At 64.5% G+C, this 17,417-nt stretch carries 14 protein-coding genes and 1 pseudogene; 5 read left to right on the plus strand and 10 right to left on the minus strand.

Annotation, left to right across the window (positions count from 1 at the left end; translation table 11 throughout):
• The 7 genes from ACIBQ8_RS13275 to ACIBQ8_RS13305 form a co-directional block, all read right to left on the minus strand.
• Nucleotides 1–355: GntR family transcriptional regulator (locus ACIBQ8_RS13275; RefSeq protein WP_397192021.1), on the minus strand; the 355-nt coding region annotated here is incomplete at its 3' end.
• A gap of 42 nt (nt 356–397) precedes the next feature.
• Entirely contained in the window at nt 398–874 is a 477-nt protein-coding gene (locus ACIBQ8_RS13280; protein ID WP_397192022.1) for a GntR family transcriptional regulator, read from the minus strand.
• A gap of 1,183 nt (nt 875–2,057) precedes the next feature.
• Entirely contained in the window at nt 2,058–2,369 is a 312-nt protein-coding gene (locus ACIBQ8_RS13285) for a hypothetical protein (RefSeq protein WP_397192023.1), read from the minus strand.
• Between the two features lie 1,256 nt (nt 2,370–3,625).
• Nucleotides 3,626–4,069 (minus strand): transposase, encoded by a 444-nt coding sequence (locus ACIBQ8_RS13290; protein ID WP_397179700.1) that lies wholly within the window; start codon nt 4,067–4,069, stop codon nt 3,626–3,628.
• A gap of 714 nt (nt 4,070–4,783) precedes the next feature.
• Nucleotides 4,784–5,440 (minus strand): RadC family protein, encoded by a 657-nt coding sequence (locus ACIBQ8_RS13295; protein ID WP_397179701.1) that lies wholly within the window; start codon nt 5,438–5,440, stop codon nt 4,784–4,786.
• A 797-nt stretch (nt 5,441–6,237) separates the two neighbouring features.
• Entirely contained in the window at nt 6,238–6,984 is a 747-nt protein-coding gene (locus tag ACIBQ8_RS13300; protein ID WP_397192024.1) for a phosphotransferase family protein, read from the minus strand.
• 361 nt (nt 6,985–7,345) lie between these two features.
• Nucleotides 7,346–8,062, minus strand: a complete 717-nt coding sequence (locus tag ACIBQ8_RS13305; protein ID WP_397179703.1) for a GntR family transcriptional regulator — start codon at nt 8,060–8,062, stop codon at nt 7,346–7,348.
• 1,083 nt (nt 8,063–9,145) lie between these two features.
• On the opposite strand from ACIBQ8_RS13305, the gene ACIBQ8_RS13310 reads away from it, so the two are divergent.
• The 3 genes from ACIBQ8_RS13310 (at nt 9,146) to ACIBQ8_RS13320 (ending at nt 12,499) form a co-directional block, all read left to right on the plus strand.
• Nucleotides 9,146–9,592 carry a GNAT family N-acetyltransferase gene (locus tag ACIBQ8_RS13310; protein ID WP_397192025.1) on the plus strand — a complete coding sequence of 149 codons (447 nt, stop codon included), beginning with the start codon at nt 9,146–9,148 and terminating at the stop codon, nt 9,590–9,592.
• 249 nt (nt 9,593–9,841) lie between these two features.
• The gene (dapA, locus tag ACIBQ8_RS13315) at nt 9,842–10,759 is read left to right on the plus strand and encodes a 4-hydroxy-tetrahydrodipicolinate synthase (RefSeq protein ID WP_352352356.1); all 918 of its coding nucleotides are present in this window, start codon (nt 9,842–9,844) and stop codon (nt 10,757–10,759) included.
• Between the two features lie 54 nt (nt 10,760–10,813).
• A complete protein-coding gene (locus ACIBQ8_RS13320; RefSeq protein WP_397180169.1) occupies nt 10,814–12,499 on the plus strand; it encodes a ribonuclease J in 1,686 nt (561 codons plus the stop codon).
• A gap of 100 nt (nt 12,500–12,599) precedes the next feature.
• On the opposite strand, the gene ACIBQ8_RS13325 is transcribed toward ACIBQ8_RS13320, so the two are convergent.
• The 3 genes and pseudogenes from ACIBQ8_RS13325 to ACIBQ8_RS13335 form a co-directional block, all read right to left on the minus strand.
• Nucleotides 12,600–13,376 (minus strand): ABC transporter permease subunit, encoded by a 777-nt coding sequence (locus ACIBQ8_RS13325; RefSeq protein WP_397192026.1) that lies wholly within the window; start codon nt 13,374–13,376, stop codon nt 12,600–12,602.
• Nucleotides 13,373–14,137 carry an ABC transporter permease gene (locus ACIBQ8_RS13330; protein ID WP_397180167.1) on the minus strand — a complete coding sequence of 255 codons (765 nt, stop codon included), beginning with the start codon at nt 14,135–14,137 and terminating at the stop codon, nt 13,373–13,375. The genes ACIBQ8_RS13325 and ACIBQ8_RS13330 overlap by 4 nt, the downstream gene beginning before the upstream one ends.
• Nucleotides 14,138–14,199: 62 nt before the next feature.
• Nucleotides 14,200–14,853, minus strand: a pseudogene (locus ACIBQ8_RS13335) (ABC transporter ATP-binding protein); the annotation flags it as partial.
• A gap of 112 nt (nt 14,854–14,965) precedes the next feature.
• Between ACIBQ8_RS13335 and ACIBQ8_RS13340 the strand changes: the two are divergent.
• Entirely contained in the window at nt 14,966–16,345 is a 1,380-nt protein-coding gene (locus ACIBQ8_RS13340; protein ID WP_397192027.1) for a sensor histidine kinase, read from the plus strand.
• Nucleotides 16,342–16,983, plus strand: coding sequence for a response regulator (locus ACIBQ8_RS13345; protein WP_397192028.1), 642 nt, complete (start codon nt 16,342–16,344; stop codon nt 16,981–16,983). Before ACIBQ8_RS13340 ends, ACIBQ8_RS13345 begins: the two co-directional genes overlap by 4 nt.
• The last annotated feature ends 434 nt before the right edge of the window (nt 16,984–17,417 follow it).

Here is a 17,417-nt window from a genome sequence, read left to right on the forward strand (position 1 = left end):
CGTCGTCCCCTGTGCCGTCGTCCCCTGTGCCGTCGTCCCCTGTGCCGTCGTCCCCTGTGCCGTCGTCCCCTGTGCCGTCGTCCCCTGTGCCGTCGTCCCCTGTGCCGTCGTCCAACAACCCATCCGTTGCGACCCCGACGAACGTCCCCTTCCCCCTCACCGTGTGCACGAGCTGCCGCCGACGCAGCTCCCGCACCACGTTCCGGACGGTTGACCGCGCCACGTCGAACTCGGCCTCCATGGCCAGCTCGCTCATCACCGCCTCGCCGGCCAGCAGCTCACCCCTCAGAATCTGGCCCTCGATCATCTCGGCAATCTGCACATAGATCGGCACAGGGCCGTCTCGGTCGAGCATGCTCATACCTTAGACGTCTGGATACAAGCAGATGAGTGAATCTCAATCCTGGGGCCACGACTCTTCCGGCGACACGTAACTCCCACGCTGCGGCACGGTGTAGATCCACCCTTGCTCCCGCAACAACGCCATGGCCCGCCGCACCGTCTCCCGCGCCACGTCGTACTGCTGAACCAACGCAGTCTCGCCCGGAATCGCGCGCTTGGGCTGGAAGTGCCCCGCCCTGATCTGCTTGGCCACATCAGAAGCGATCTGCCGATAGAGCGGCACTTTCCGCTGCTTACGCGGCGCTTCATCAGGTGCACCGACGAACGTTCCCTCGCCCTGGACCGTGTAGATGAGCCCTTCCTCGCGCAACACGTGGATGGCCCGGCGGGCCGTCGTCCGCGCGACCCCGAACTCGTGCTGAATGTCGGCCTCACTCGGCACGGGATGCCCGGACGCGAGCCCCTCGACCCGCCGCCGAAGGATTTCCGCGATCTGTACGTAGATGTGGGTGTCGCCGTCGTAGTCCAGCACACCGGCAACATAGACGAAGGTGTACGAGCCCTCCCATATCCTCCTGCCTGGTCAGGCAGAGTCATCTTTCCGAATAGACGAGCGGATACAACCAGACGTACTCTCCATTCATGGCCGTACTCCCCCTGGACTACGAACACTGCATCGGCATCCACCTCCCAGAACCCCGCCCAGGCCGCACAGCCATCCGCTGGTATCCCACACGCTCCCCCTACGAACGCGTACGGGTCCGGGCATACACCTGCCACTGCGGGCCCACGATCTACGAACTCTGCCAAGTCGGAGGGCAGCGCTTCATCCGCCGAATCCGGGAGAACGGCAGGAGCCTCCTCTTGGAGGAGAGCTTCCGATGCTCTGTTCGCAGGACCATGCTGCTCTGGGACAACCTCCTGAGCGGCAACGCCCGATAAACCGGGCGCCTATCAGACCAGCAGCGAACATCGGCTCATCCCCCAGGCCATAGACGAACCCCCGCCTCTGAGCCTCTACCTGCCGCAGCACGAACCCCGCGTTGTTCGACCGCCTGAAGCAGGCTATCGGGAGAGCCCGACAGAACCGCCCTCCCGTCCGAACACACCCTCAAGCTCCCCGCGCCGCTCAAACGCGGCGCTGCGGCCCCGGGTCGACCCGCCCCTGTAAGACCCCATTCGTCTCGCGAAACGAAAACTCTCTACATACGTACGGGCGCCTGAGTGGCCGGCTAACGACGATGGCGGCACCCCGGAAGCTCACAGATCGCTTACCCGGGCTTGCCGAAACCCTTTGGCCTGCACTAGATGCGCCATTCTGAGAAAGGCTCGGCAGCCCCGGCCCCCGTAACGCGATGTCACCAACGAGCTGTCACTGACACCCCATTTTCCCAACTAAGAAGGACGCGTTGGCTTTCCGCCCGAAGCCAGGCCGAGAAGAGAGAAGTAGGAGCCACAGTTCCAGAACGGCTTTGCATGCCACCTCGAAGGCGGCACACTGTACCTCGCGGCCATCACGTTGGCTCCTTCGTTCTCGGACAGGCCCTAGAAGGAGTACGGGATGGCCGTCACCATTTCCGATGCCGCCGCTACTCCTCACCGATTAACTCGAACCAACTCTGAAACCGACCTCCAGCATCATCGCCATCAAATGTTGGAGCCGTCGAGTAACCTCAACAATGAGCCCACGACCTAGACCGGGGGCTCAAGGCCGCTCAGAAATCATCTTTCGCCAACAGGCGATCCAGTCTGAGCCCGAGATCATCGAGCTGGAACCGTAGCCCCTCAAGCATCGTCATCGTCTCCGCCAGGCTGGCCTTGCAGCTCTCGTCGAACCGTTCCCGAAGGCGCGTGATCTCGAAGTTGAGGATCTCAAAGTCCCGGCCGACCCCTGAGCGAACCTCGACGATCTCCGCCCTGGCCGTAGCCAGCCCTGCCAACACCGCATCACGCCCACCCGTGCACGAGCGAGCCTCCAGCGCCTGCAGACGGAGTTGTAGATCGAGGATCTCCACCTCAACGTTCACGTACCCCTACCCCTAACCAGTGGACGACGAGGGAGCCCGCCCACAGCGGCCGGCCCCCACTTGCTGCGAGCACATATTGGCAAGACGTCTCTACCTAAAGCGATCCCCGACAAGCACCCCGGAGTGGTTTTCTTCCTCCGCCCACCCGGGCTTTCCCTGTGAACGTCCACATCCGCCCGGCTTGTCGGGGGAAATAAGTCCACCAAGGCAAGAAGCCTGAGCGCTCAAATGAGGCGGTGGGCAATCGTTATGCGTCACTCGCCCGGCTGTAGAAGCAGCAGAGGTGCGAACGCGGCGCCGTCGTGTCCTGTCATCATCTGGCATATAGTCCAAAAAGCCAGGTAATTCCTGACCAGAAGCCGGATACGAGATGGCAGCCCCCCGAAACCAGTGACCGCAGAACTAACTGAACGCGCGGGCGTCACACCCTGCTGACAGGCTCACGTCCCAACGTACAGGGGGCCGTTCGTAATAGGCGGCGGGCCGGCGACCGTAGCTCGGCTCGTCCGAATTGCCACACACCTCATGATCCGCCTTGCACACAAATCGACCGTGTACCAGGACGTCACGCGACCTCCCGTCACCTCGTCGACTCCGGCTGACCCGCTCCCACTCAGCGCTCCAAGTCCGGTCCAAGGCGCGCAGGCCACCCACCGCACCCGCGGCGCCCCTTGTCCGCATGGGCGTCACCTGTCGGCAGGAAGACAAGCTCGCTCGCCCAGACCAGCCAAGTTCCGAGCGGAGTCGACCGTGATCGCACGAGTCGATGCACCTCGAAGGCAACGTTCTAGATCATGACTGCCCCGTACAGCGCAGACTGGCATCTGGATCCACGCCGCCGATCCCCGGCGACACCGCGACAAGGCCCACTGGCAACAGCGGCCCCAACTCAACGACAACGCAGCCCGCAGGCGGTCACCGAGAGCGTCGACACAGCCGCCACCCCGGCAACACCCGGCCCCCGCAGCGGCCGAGTCATCGACCGCACAAGCGAGATCCTTGCCGAATCCCCGCCATTGGCCGCAGAGCGATCTGCAACGGACAACATCAGGAAAGTCCCACCTGTCGTCCAGCCGCGTAACGAGAGACGCTGATCGGCCTGCCGGTTGATGCTTGCCCATGGGCCCGATGGATCCCATAAATGAAGCGCCACACCGCGTCTCCCGCGGCTTCTGGACCCCATGGCCGATCAATTCGGGATGGCAGGCACCTACCCAAACAACCAACAGGCACCTGCCAACGCCAGCGCCCTCACTTCAACCCTTACGTCTCCCCATCTTGATCACCTCGGTCAGCCGGAGTTCCAGGCTCGCCAACACCGGATCTTTCTGCTGTACCGATCCGGCCCCCGCCTCCCGAGCCGCCCCAGCCAGCGGCCCGATGTCGTAAGTCATGACAGCGCCAGGATGCACCACAACATCGCTGTTCAAGTGCCCGTCGATGCCTTGCGCGGCCTGCACATCCTTGAGCAGACGCCCCCAGGTCCCGTCCACCGCCCAGCGGCGCTGCCATTTGTAGACCGTGATCCAGCAACCGAACCGATCCGGGAGATTGCGCCAAGGCGACCCGGTTCGCGCCTGATACAGCACTCCGTTGATCAGCATCCGCTGGTCTCCGTGCCGCCGGCGTCGAACGTCGCCGTCAGGCAGCAACGGCACCAGCCGTTCCCACTCAGCATTCGTCAGGTCCGTATGGCGCATTTATCCCTATCCTCGACTGTTTTCCGCTTTCAGCCTCGTCACCAGGACAATAAGGACGGCCATCGCAAGTCTCCTTCGAATAGCAACGATTCAAGGGGTGAAGGAGGCCTGCAATGGCCGCAGAACCCAGTATGCCTTCTTCGTCATGGCCCGCGCAGCAGATCGGCAAGGATTGGCCAAAATTCTCGAGCGCCACGACGAGAACGGTAGGCCGCTAACGACTATTCCACATGACTGCCGTCTTACACTCAACAGTAATCTGACACGCGAAGAGTCGCTTATTCGGGGACAATAGACAATCTAGCCTAATGTCCTCTTGGGTAGCCAAGCCGTGAGCATCGGATATGCGATTTGCCTCGGCGTCACCGTGTCAGACTTCCTTGGCGGGTAGGTGTGCGGGTGGGCGGGCGCGGTCGCAGGCTTGCGTGTGCTGCCAGCCATCGAGAGAATTCAGAGCCCGCGGTCCGATCTTGCCGCCGACCTCTCGCCCCACCAAAACATCCGCGAGGAAGAAAGCATGGTCCCGTGCTATCTCGGATGCCCGGGACCACGCTTGGACGAGTCTGTTGGCCAACCGACGTCCATTACGGCCTCAACTCGTGCCATTAGGCTCTCATGACTGCCTCATGCGCTTCTCCTGTTCGGCGCTATCGGAGGAAGGTTCCTTTTGGGCCCCGCGTTCCAACGTCTGTCGAGGCTCTGGATGAAGATGATTCATATGGAGATCCGCCTCCAAGCCGCATCCGTGATGATGAGATGGTCGAGGAGGCGCAGTCCCACTGTCCGGGCGGCCTCGGCGAGGCGGGCCGTGACTTCCAGATCGTCCTCGCTCGGATCTAGAGAACCTCCAGGGTGATTGTGGGCAACGCCGAACATGGCGCCACCGGTGGCGAGCACAAGGGAGATCGTCTCCCGCACGGGCACCGTCGTATGATCGGCGCCGCCCTCCGTCAGCACCGAACGTTTCAGCACGCCACCCCGCGTGTCACACACCACCACGACGAAGCGCTCATGCCCTAGGCCACGCAGTAAGGGGGCACAGACCTCCGCCAGGTCGGATGTGCTGGCGATACGCATCCGCGCAGGCTCCGACGCCGCACGCCGTACGAGATGAAAGGCCGCCGCCACGCGCGCGGCCTTGGCCGGCCCTATGCCTCGCAGTCGCAGCAGGCGGTGCGGATCGGCGCGCCCGAGCGCATCGAGATCGCCGCAGTGTTCGATGACTTGACTGGCTAGCTCCAGCGCGCTCGCCCCGCGGAAGCCGGAGCCGAGCAGAACGGCCAGCAACTCCCGGTCGGCAAGCACCGCCGCGCCGCTCGACATGAGCCTTTCGCGCGGCCGATCGCGCTCGTACAGATCTTTGACTCGCATTCGCAACCTCCGCACCCGTTCTATCAACGAGGACCGACAATCTCAGGCTCCGAATTCCAGATCGATAAAGGATGCACTGGGCGCAAATGTCGCCCTTGAGTTACGTCGGCGACAACCGCAAGCCGCGAATGCGACAAATGGCCGCCTGTGCAATGCTGTAACGCGAGTCTGGCCGGTCAGCGAGCGATCTTACGCGGCATAATGGGAGGACTGTTCTCTAACTGCTGTATGGCCACCAGTTGGAGCACCCGTTTGACCGGCGTCGATGTTGGCCCATTGATGGTGGGGGCGCTCAAGGTGCGTGTCCGGGGCGCCCGGCAGTGCCGCTTGCGATCTACCGCAGCTCTCGGCCGCTCCTGTTTGCCCGAAAGGGTGACAGAATGCTCGGGCATCCAACGACATGCCAGAAAACCTGGCCGGTATTCGGAGCAGCTACTTTTCGTCATCCGGCCCGTGGTCCCAAGGGCTGTATTGGTGGCTTCGTTGAAGACCCACTCGCCGAAGTGATGATCATCATGCTAACTCCGATACGGGGCAGCGCGGCTCACTAGCGTCGATTCGGAGATCCCGCCAAGCGCGAGCCATACGAATAGCTCCGTTCCGGGCATGTTGGCGACCCCGCTGTCGGCCGTCGGGGGCGCATTGTCGCCTCGAGTCGTGTTTCGGCAGCCCCATGTCGTTGACCGCCTGGTAGCGGTCTTCGAGGCCGTCACATCGTCGGCCCGGAGGGCGACGTACTTGCAGATATGCCTCGCCGACGCGACAGAACGGCGCTCCTGGCCATCAGCTCGTCCAGCTCACATCCGGGCCTTCAGTGCGTCGACCTCGCAGCCTGGCGCAAACGGGTCGAAGCCGTGCTCGATAAGCCATCTGATCGCCATCAAGCTTCGCGAGGACCACCACCCGCGGATCACGTCCAGGTCCACATCGGCCCCGTAGCCGGCGATCAGGTCGCCCAGGCGCTCCTCATGTCCGAGCGTCAGGATGGCGAGGTCGAACAGCGCATCGCCCTGACCCGCCTCGGACCAGTCGATCACGCCGGTGACCTCGTCACTGTCGACGAACACGTGCGTGATCTGCAGATCGCCGTGCGTGAACACCGGTTTCCACGACCGGAGCGCAGTCGCGGCGACCTCGCGATTACGTGCGACCAGGTCGGCCGGAAGGACGCCATTCGTGACGAGCCACTCGCATTCGGCGTCAAGACGCGATGTGACCTCATCCAGGCTCTGGCCAGGCCATGGCGGCAGGGGCGCATCGTGCAGCATCCGCACGGCGGCACCCACCGCGGCCCACGCCGCCGGCGACGCGGCAGACGGCTCGCCCAGACGACCGAGTGCCGTCCCCGGAACAGCGGCGAGCGCGAGCACGGGCGGTTTGCGCCACAGAACCTCCGGGGTCGGGATCGGCGCCATGGCCATTGCTTCGACCTCGACGTCAGTGCGCGACTGATCGGCGTCGATCTTCAGAAACACGTCACCGGCACGCAGGGTCGCGCGCTCGTTGTGCGCGACGACGACCTCGATCTGCTCCACGTCGGCCATTATCGCGAGGATGACCACCGACGTCGCCAGGTTATTCGCGTGCGGCTGATCACGTCCCGCTCCCGAGGGGTGTGCGGGACACTGACCACTGACGAATCAAGCAGTGAGGCGTTTCTCGCTCGCAGGCGCAAGGCGCCATCAACGACAGATGGCCCGACTTCATCTACGACTGGTGAGCCTGTCCACATGTGGGACTTCGCGAGGGTGATGGGGCAGGCCGAGTCTTACCGCGCCCTCCGGTCGATCAATGGTCGGATGGGATCCGGCCCGTGGTCCTTCGGTTCTTCGAGGTGCCGCTGCCTGAGAGCCTCTGTGAGGCTCCAGGCAGCGAGGTGCGGCGCCACCCGGAGCCCTGAACCGGTCAGACGGGCATGCTGTACATCACTCTGAAGCGATCGCCCGGAATGACGATGTCGCTCGTTTCGACAGGACGTTCGCCGGCCCAGTGCGTACGTTCGACATGCAGAACGTGAACCCCTGCCGCCAGATCGAGCGCATCGCTCTCGGCCGGCTGAGGCACCCGGGTGTGGATGCTCTCGACGACCTCGGTGATCTTTATGCCGTGCGCGTACATTCTCGCGACCAAGCTACGGCGTTCCTCCTCAGTGTGGGCGACGAACGCCATCGGCTCATAGGCGGTGACAAGTTGGATCGGCTTGCCGTCGCCGCGAAAGACGTAGTTCGTTCTGGTCAGCGTGGAATGCTCGTCGATGCGTAGACGTCTGGCGATGTCGGGGCTGGCGTCGGCCGGTTCGCTGTGCCAATCCCACGTCACGCGCCTGCCCTGGGACTGCAGGTCGGACGCGAACGGCGCCGGATGGTCCAGGAAGCGCCATCGATGCAAGGGGGTCAAATTTGGCCGGTCCCTGACGTAATGGCCTGAACCGACACGTCCGATGATGAGACCCTCGCCCGCGAGGACGCGTAGAGCATGACGGGCAGCGGTCTCGCCGACCTGATACTTACGGGTCAGTTGCGCCCGTGAGGGAATGGGCGCGCCTGGGGGGAGGGTGCCGTCGAGGATCTGCCGCCGGATGTCTTCGACGACACGCAGGTAGACCGGATCTGAGGTGGCCACTAGTCCATCCCTGGGGGTTCGTGTGAGGCGTTGCCCCATGTTGCCGTATTCGACAGGTAACCGACCGTCATCGATGACTGCTGGAGCCCCAACTTTGCGATGGCGAAAAATTATCGGAGAAACCCTGTAACGCTGATGTAAGGGACACCGATTCTCCGGTAGAGGTCGTCGATGTGTGTACCCCCGAGCACATATCGGCGGCCTCTTCCAATGCGCGCCCTCAGATGCGGCCGTCGAGGCATGCTCGCGCAGCTCATTCAGTACGTCTAGCTCCGCTTCCTGTCTTTCCATGACATGTCCCAACCGTTAGCCGGATGGACGGTCCGGGACGTGCGACAGCGGAACGCTGAGAGCAGAACCTGCTGGATGGGAACGGGGCACAGCACCCAGCTGCCCTGTCCTCGCCCGCGACCGCATGACGGCCACGGCCACGCGCGCCCGCCAACGCGGAGAGTGACGGGCGGGAGGGGTACGCGCGATCGGCCCCCGGCAGGAGTCTCAGCTCTGGTACCCACCGGCCGAGCGAGCAGCCGAGGAGAGCGCTCACACCCTCAGGGCGCACGGTAACCGCCGGACGGTCAGTATCGGCCGCCGTCGGTACCCCCGGGCCCTCAGTGCCGGCCACCATCGGCACACGCAAGGTTGCCAGCACCAGCCGCTGGCACGCGCAGGGCCATCAATATGCCCGCAGGGCTGCCAATACCACGGAAGGTCATCAACACCGGAAGGTCATCAGCAGCAATCGCGGGGCCATCGGCGCCTGTAGAGCCGTCAGCACCGACATGGACTGTCGCGCGGCAGGCTTCCCAGCGCCTCATTGCTCTCACCGAGGGGTTGTGCAGCGGTTCAGCGCCGAAGGCTCTCTAATTTGGTGTCTGGCCGACAGCGACTGGACTCTTGTGGCGCATACCCCTGGGGGTGAGGTGACATCAGGAAGAGTGGTCTTCTGATATCCCAAAGAAGTGGCTGTGCCGTAGAGGGCCACCTTCTCCTTACGTTGTGAACGTCCGCCCTTGTCTTGGTTGCCGACCCGGTTCATCCCGTGGTCCCGGCTGTCTGAGGCCGTGCCCGTAAGGAGACCATGTGATCAGCATCGGCAAGCTCATGCCGTCCGACCGGGATGCGTGGGAGAGCTTGTTCCGGGCGTACATCGACTTCTACCAGCGAGTCGAACCCGACGAGATGTACGGACGGGCCTGGCAGGAGTTCCAGGCAGACGCTCGGATGCACGCCTTCGGCGCGAGACTGGACGGGCGGCTCGTCGGCATCACCCACTTCCTGGTCCATGCCAGCACCTCGGCCCCTGACGCCGACGTCTGCTATCTCCAGGACCTGTTCACGGCTCCCGATGTCCGGGGCAAGGGGGTGGGACGCAAACTGATCGAGGCTGTCGCGGACTGGGCTCGGGATGGCGGCTGCTCCCGTGTCTACTGGAACACCCACGAATCGAACACCACCGCGCGCCGCCTCTATGACAAGGTGGCCGAGAACAGGGGTTTCATCAGGTACCAGATCGAACTGTCCCGGTAGAGGGCGCCGGAGGGTGGCTGATCTTCCTTCTGCGGCCCCGCCCGGGGAAAGGTAGGTGCGGGCGGACATGATGGGGACTCGGCTGCCGGTGAGGTGATCGCGAGCGGAGTAGATCGGGTTACCCCATGCGATGATCCTTGTCACCTTGCTCCTCCAAATGCCTGCGAATGAGGGCAAATGGCTGCGTCCGGCAGGCAAAGCGGGGTGGCGACGTCCAACGTTTTTCCGAATCCAGGTAGCGTTCGCACTATGGCATCGCCAACTGGAACCGCCGAAGCGCCCTTCGGTCGCATGCTGACCGCGATGGTCACGCCGTTCACCTCTGACGGCGACGTCGACTACGAAGGCGTACGACGCCTTGCCACCTACCTGGTGGACGAGCAGCGCAACGATGGCCTGATCGTCAATGGGACGACAGGCGAGTCGCCCACCACCTCGGACGATGAGAAGCGACGGATCGTCAGCGCCGTCCTTGAGGCCGTTGGCGACCGCGCCGCCGTAGTGGCGGGAGTGGGGACGAATGACACACGCCACACCGTCAAGCTCGCGAAGCAGGCGGCGGAGGTGGGCGCCCACGGGCTGCTGGTGGTGACTCCCTACTACAGCAAGCCCCCGCAAGAGGGGCTCTATCAGCACTTCACCCTCGTGGCCGACGCCACCGAGCTGCCGGTGATGCTCTACGACATCCCTGGGCGCAGCGGCGTGCCGATCAAGACCGAGACGTTGATCCGTCTGGCGCAGCACGACCGTATCGTCGCCGTGAAGGACGCAAAGGGCGACCTGTTCGCCGCGAGCCAGGTCATGACGGCGACCGATCTCGTCTTCTACTCCGGCGACGACCTGCTCAACCTCGCCTGGCTGTCGCTCGGCGCCGCAGGGTTCGTCAGCGTCGTCGGACATGTCGTTGGCTCTGAACTGGCTCGCATGATCGAGTTGCACAAGAGCGGTGACGTGAAGCAAGCGCTGGAGGTACACGGCCAGGTGGCCCCTGTAGTGGACGGGATCATGCTGAAGGCCGGTGGCGCGATCATGGCAAAGGCGGCGCTGAGCTTGGTGGGTGTGCCGGTGGGACCGGTACGTCTGCCGCTCGTGGCCGCGACAGAGAAGCAAATCGCCGAGCTGCGTGCTTGCCTGGTAGCCGGCGGGGTGAAGTTGACAGACGCATAGGAACGGGGAGGAACCGGGAGTTTTGAGAACACGATTTGACCATGGGGGCCGGGCATGAGCCATCCGCATCCTGAGCTTGGCCCCCCGCCGGAGCTGCCTTACGGCGGCCTGCGCATCGTCGCGCTCGGCGGGTTGGGGGAGATCGGCAGGAACATGGCCGTCTTCGAATACGACGGCCGGCTGCTGATCGTCGACTGCGGGGTGTTGTTCCCCGAGCCCGATCAGCCGGGCGTCGATCTGATCCTGCCCGACTTCGAGTACATCAGGGACAGGCTCGACGACATCGAAGCCGTCGTGCTGACCCACGCCCACGAGGACCACATCGGGGCGGTGCCTTACCTTCTGCGCGAGCGGCGCAATATTCCGCTCATCGGATCCAAGCTCACCTTGGCCCTGATCGAGGCCAAGCTGACGGAACACCGGATCCAGCCGACCAAGGTCGAGGTCGTCGAGGGCGAACGGCACGTTTTCGGGCCCTTCGACTGCGAGTTCCTCGCGGTGAACCACTCGATCCCCGACGCGCTGGCCGTGGCGATCAGGACGCCCGCCGGCATCGTGCTGCACACCGGCGACTTCCGCATGGACCAGTTGCCGAGCGACGGCCGGCTCACCGACCTCGGCGGCTTCGCCAGGCTCGGTACCGAAGGCGTCGATCTGCTGATGTCGGACTCCACCAACGCCGAGGTGCCGGGCTTCGTCACCAGTGAGCGGGAGATCGGGCCGGTCATCGACGAGGTGATCCGCACCTCCGAGCAGCGCGTGATCGTGGCGAGCTTCGCCTCGCACGTGCACCGCATCCAGCAGGTGATGGATGCCGCGGCCAGGCACGGCCGCAAGGTCGCCCTGGTGGGCCGATCGATGGTCCGGAACATGGGTGTGGCTCGTGATCTGGGCTACCTCAAGGTGCCGCCGGAGTTGATCGTCGACTCGCGCGACATCGAGCAGTGGCCGCCGGAAGATGTGGTGCTCGTCTGCACCGGCTCCCAGGGCGAGCCCATGGCGGCGCTGTCGCGGATGGCCAATCGCGATCATCCGATCCGCATCGCCGAGGGTGACACCGTGTTGCTGGCATCGTCGCTGGTGCCGGGGAACGAGACCGCGGTCAACAAGGTGATCAACGGGCTCACCAGGTGGGGCGCTCGGGTCGTGCACAAGGGCAACGCCAAGGTGCACGTCTCCGGCCACGCGGCCGCAGGCGAGCTCCTCTATGTCCTCAACCTGACTCGACCCTCGAACTTCATGCCGGTTCACGGCGAATGGCGGCATCTGCGGGCGCACGCCAAGCTCGCCGCACTCACCGGTGTTCCCGACGACCACATCGTGATCGCCGAGGACGGCGTCGTGGTGGACCTGGTCGACGGCAGAGCGAAGATCGTGGGAGCGGTTCACGCCGGGTACGTCTATGTCGACGGCACCTCGGTGGGCGAGATCACTGACACCTCGCTGAAGGACCGCAGGATTCTCGGGGACGAAGGGTTCATCTCGGTGGTCGTCGTGGTCGACTCCGCCACCGGCAAGCTCACCGCCGGCCCCGAGATCCACGCACGAGGCTCCGGCATTGATCCGGCGCAGTTCGAGGAGTTCATTCCGCAGATCGAAAGAGCTCTTCAGGACAAGGCCGCGGATGGCGTGGTCGACATGCAGGAGATCCGCCGGGTCGTGCGCCGCACGGTCGGCCGTTGGGTCAGCGACACTTACCGTCGCCGACCCATGATCATTCCTGTCGTGCTCGAAGTCTGAGTCACTGAGCGGTACGGCAGGCACCTGAGCCTGCCGTACCCGCAGTCGCGGAACGAGACGGCAGAGGATGCACCGCAACAAGGTCCATGAAGTGGGCATTTCAAGCGTCCCTCCTGCGCATGAGCCAGCTGGCGGCCAGCAGGGGAAGAAGCGCGTACGACACCAGCACGGTGGCGGCGGCAGGCGGAGACAGAAGTGACCCGTACACCGACGTGGTGATGATGTCGCCGGTGATCTCGCGGGGAAGTGCACCGATCATGATCGAGCCCAGCCGTTCACTCCAGGGCTCCGGGATGTTGCCCACGACGATCGGAATCACGTAAATCAGACCCACCAACAAGGCGATCGCGCCGGTGGCGGAACGCAGAAGCGCGCCCAATCCCAAGCCAAGCAGCGCGAACACGACCACCGTGGAACTGGTGACGAGCAGGAGCGGGAGCTTGTCCGCGAACGAGGTCAGATAGACGCCGGAGAATCGGTCGCCAAGCACCCAACGCGAGACGAAATACGTCCCGAACACCGCCACCGGACCGATGACCAGGCTCAACACTCCGACCACGGCGGCCTTCGCAGCGAGAAGCGGCCATCTACGGGGGACGACCGTCAGGCTCGTCCTGATCAACCCGGTGGCGTATTCAGAGGTGACGGCCAAGGTGGCCAGGACGCCCATGCAAAGCTGCGGGACGATCACCAGAACCTCCTCCAGATCCGCTATCCGAGCAGTCGGACGCTGCTCCACGGGGGCGTCGTCGTACATGCCGGCTGCCATGGAGGCCAAGGCAAGGCCCAGAAGGATCGTGCCGAGACTGATGCCGACGATGAGATAGGAAGAGCGGACCGAACGGACCTTCAGCCACTCTGAGGCCAGAACACTCATACGTCCCTCCGCTTGAGCGAGATGAAACCGGCAACGAGCGCGACCACCGGGTAAGCCAGGAGGACCAGCAGCGCGGCCCAAGGCGGGAGAAGGCCGTCGCCAAGCCGGGACGAGAGGCGATCGCCGGCCAGTTGGGGAACCAGGTTCGGCAGCAGCAGTGATGCGGCGCGCGTGTTCCACGGCGAAGGCAGGTATACGACCACCCCGGGCAGGACGAACAGCAAGGCCACGACCGAGATGAGCGCGCCGGCTGTCGACCGCGTGGCCATGCCCAGGCCGAGCCCCACCAGAGCGAGCGCAGCCACCGAGATTCCCGCGGCCAACAGCTTCGGCACGTCGTCGGCCAGCGAAGTCTCGTTGAATCCCAGCCGGTGGTCGTGGGCGATCAGACGGCTCGCCGAATAGGTGATCAGAAGGATGACGTGAGCCGCTGTCAACGTGGCCAGGCCGACGACGACGGCCTTGGCCAGAAATAAGGCGCTGCGCCGCGGAACGACGGTAAGGCTGGTGCGAATCATCCCCGTCGCGTACTCGGACGTGACCGCCAGCACGCCGAGCACGGTGAGGCTCATCTGAAGGAGGGGCAGGAATGCCTGTTCCGGCGCGGCTGCCTGCAGCGTCCCTCGATCTTCGGCGAGGTTGCTGACGTAGAGCGTCCAGACCGCGCCGAGCACCGCCGTGAGAGCCGCCGCACCCATTGCGTGCCAGGTGGAAGTCACTGACCGCAGCTTCAGCCATTCGGCCAGCAGCGCCGCCCTCATCTCGCCGCTCCGAACTGGACGCTGCTCGCCGTCAGAGCCAGGTAGGCGTCCTCCAGCGAGGGGTAGCGCGCGGTCAGCTCGTCGACCGTGGAGTGCGCGACCAGCCGCCCCCGGCCGAGGATCACGATGCGTTCAGCGGTCAACGCCATCTCGCTCATGAGGTGACTGGAGAGCAGAACGGTCCGGCCCTCGGCGGCCAGTGACCGCATCAGGTCGCGGATCCAGCGCACCCCGTCGGGATCGAGGCCGTTGACGGGCTCGTCGAACAGCAACACGCCTGGATCGCCGAGCAGCGCAGCGGCGATGCCGAGTCGCTGCTTCATGCCGAGGGAGAAGCCGGCCACGCGTTTTCGTGCCACGCTCGCCAATCCGACCAGCTCAAGCACCTCGGCCACGCGTGTGGCGCCGATGCCGTTGGTGGCGGCCAGGCAGAGCAGATGGTTGTAGGCGCTGCGCCCGCCATGGACCGCGCTCGCGTCGAGCAGCGCCCCCACCTCGAACATGGGCTTGCGCAAGGAGGCATATCGTCGGCCGTCGACCAGAGCCTGACCCGAGGTCGGCGCGTCCAGGCCGAGAATCAGGCGCAGCGTGGTGGACTTGCCGGCGCCGTTGGGGCCGAGGAAGCCCGTCACGTGGCCCGGCTCGACCTTGAAAGACAGATCATCCACGGCGAGCGTGTCGGCGTAGCGCTTGGTGAGGTGCTGAAGTTCGATCACGCTGAAGAAGATGCGGCATGCCGGGCCGGCGGCGCATCAGACCACGGTTCGAACTTCAAGGTCAGACCCTGGGCTGACGTGCTCGGCTCGGCGAGAGGCTACCGTTCAACGCGTGAACGAGAGCCATCCCTTCTTCGCCAGGCGTTGGAGCCGCGGTCAGCTGATCGTGCTCGATCTGGTAGCAGGGCTGGGGTTCGCGTTCGTGTTCGTCACAGCGGCGGTCACCGCGCCTGGGATGCCGCCGTGGTTGAAGATCGCCCTCCCGTGCGGGCTGGGCCTGCCGTTGGCGGTGCGAAGGCTGTGGCCTGTGCCTGTCTTCTGTTTCACGCTGACGCTAGCAGTCTTCGCTGTTGCAGTTGACGTGGTGGGATACGCCTGCATCGCACCGGCGTATGCGATCTATATCGTGGCGATGTCCGACAGGTTCGGGGCCGTGGTGCCATCCTCGGCCATCGGCGTGGTCAGCATGGTCAGTGTGTTCGGACTGGTGGTCGCAGGTGGCGCGCCGCGCGGGGGCACGCCTGCTTGGCTCGTGCACATCGATCAGCCGCTGGTCGGCATCGCGGCGCTCGGCGGAGCCTGGACCATAGGGCGGGCCGTCCGCGAACGCAGGTTGTATGCCGCTCGTGAGGCCGAGCGAATGGCGGAGCATGCAGTGACGCAGGAAAGGTTACGTATCGCGCGGGAACTGCACGACGTCGTGACTCACAGCGTGGGATTGATCGCGGTCAAGGCCGGCGTGGCCAATCATGTGCTGGCGACCAGGCCGGAAGAAGCACACGACGCCTTGCGTGTGATCGAGACCGCCAGTCGGAGTGCTCTGGTGGAGATGCGCCATCTTCTAGGCATGCTCCGTTCGACCCGACTGCCAGATCTTGTTCCCGTTCCGGGCATCGCGGGTCTGGAGGGTTTGGTGGAGCAGGCCAGGCAAGCTGGGGTCGAGGTCGAGCTTGAACTCCGGATCGGCGGAGATGCGGCCGGCCAGGAGACTCCAGATCTGCGGGGTCAGGATGAAGGTACGCCACGGGGGCGGCCAGGAAGGAAGCCTGGCGAAGCAGGCGGGCCGCTTGACGGGGAACAGGCCATGCCGCGGGACGGTGACCGTGCCCCGGATGAAGGCTCGCTCGGAGGAGTCGTCGCCGCGAATGGAGTGGGGGAACGACGAGGAGGGGGTGCGGCGCAGCCAAGACGTTTGCCCGATGGCGTGGAACTGTCCGTGTATCGCATCGTGCAGGAGGCGCTCACGAACGTGGTCAAGCATGCCTCACCGACTCGCTGTCGGGTCTCTGTCGTAACGGACGGGGGCGAGGTGCGGATCGAGGTGGTTGACGAGGGCCCAGAAAGGCGCGTGTCGCCCGCGGAGGGCTCGGGTCACGGACTGATCGGGATGCGGGAGCGGGTCATGATGTACGGCGGAGTCTTCGAGGCGGCAAGTCTGCCCCGACGAGGGTTTCGTGTCTTCGCGCGTCTGCCGTATCAGGAGGTCTCGTGATCAAAGTGGTCGTCGCTGACGATCAAGCTCTGCTCAGGGGGAGCTTCACGATGCTCGTCGACTCCGAGCCTGACATGACAGTGGTGGGCGAGGCGTCAACCGGTGCTGAAGCAGTGGCGGTCGTCTTGGAGCATCGACCCGACGTGGTGCTGATGGATGTACGCATGCCGCACATGGATGGCATCGAGGCGACCCGGCGTATCGGGGATGTCTCGCGGGTGCTCGTGGTGACGATGTTCGACCTGGATGCGTATGTCTACGATGCGCTGCGGGCCGGTGCGAGTGGATTTCTACTCAAGGACACGCCGCCTGCTGACCTGCTCGCCGCTGTTCGTGTGGTTGCGAGCGGTGAGGCTTTGCTGGCGCCAACGGTGACGCGACGCTTGATCGAGGAGTTCACGAAGACCCCTGTGGCGCAGCGGCCACAGGGGTTGGACAGGGTGACGGAGCGCGAGAGGGAAGTGCTGCTGTTGATCGCTCGGGGGCTGTCCAACGGGGAGATTGCTGATCATTTGCAGTTGAGCTTGGCCACCATCAAGACACACATCGGCCGCTTGCTCGCGAAGGTGGGCGCTCGTGACAGAGCACAGTTGGTCATCGCGGCGTACGAGAGTGGGTTGGTTTCTGTAAGGCGGTGATGCGAGAGGGCCGGGATCGCTCAGCGCTACCTGTGCTCGTGGAACCGCTCACTCCAGCAGAGCCGCATCCCTCGCGTTGGGGCCTTCTGGGCAGTTGGCCGAGTTTCGGCGGCGGGTTCAGGCCGCTGCAGGAACCATCATCTGCCCCTATGCGTAGCAACCGATCTTGATCGATTCTCGGCTGGTTAGGGCCTTATGTGAGGTGAAGGGCAGGGGGCTACTGATCAGGTTCGAATCATGGCTACGTCGTTAAGACGTGGGCGAAGGCTCCGCCGCTGAGGGTGTTCGTGTTTCTCGGCTTCAGGGGGGCGGCGCCGGGCGATTCGCGTCATCCGGGCCAGGGATAGACCTGTTCGACAGGGAAGTGTTTTCGTCGATTGGGCCCCATCGAGCAGCGGCAGGAGAACCTGTTTTCCGCCGGGGCGGGCCGGTGT

It is taken from the genome of Nonomuraea sp. NPDC049646 (genome assembly GCF_044465525.1).
Taxonomy (GTDB): Bacteria; Actinomycetota; Actinomycetes; order Streptosporangiales; family Streptosporangiaceae; genus Nonomuraea.

What these genes read in the sequence shown, in the direction of transcription:
- ACIBQ8_RS13290 (WP_397179700.1), bottom strand. Translation starts at nt 4,069, where the DNA reads ATGCGCCATACGGACCTGACGAATGCTGAGTGGGAACGGCTGGTGCCG.
- ACIBQ8_RS13295 (WP_397179701.1), bottom strand. Translation starts at nt 5,440, where the DNA reads ATGCGAGTCAAAGATCTGTACGAGCGCGATCGGCCGCGCGAAAGGCTC.
- ACIBQ8_RS13300 (WP_397192024.1), bottom strand. Translation starts at nt 6,984, where the DNA reads ATGGCCGACGTGGAGCAGATCGAGGTCGTCGTCGCGCACAACGAGCGC.
- dapA (WP_352352356.1), top strand. Translation starts at nt 9,842, where the DNA reads ATGGCATCGCCAACTGGAACCGCCGAAGCGCCCTTCGGTCGCATGCTG.
- ACIBQ8_RS13320 (WP_397180169.1), top strand. Translation starts at nt 10,814, where the DNA reads ATGAGCCATCCGCATCCTGAGCTTGGCCCCCCGCCGGAGCTGCCTTAC.
- ACIBQ8_RS13325 (WP_397192026.1), bottom strand. Translation starts at nt 13,376, where the DNA reads ATGAGTGTTCTGGCCTCAGAGTGGCTGAAGGTCCGTTCGGTCCGCTCT.
- ACIBQ8_RS13330 (WP_397180167.1), bottom strand. Translation starts at nt 14,137, where the DNA reads ATGAGGGCGGCGCTGCTGGCCGAATGGCTGAAGCTGCGGTCAGTGACT.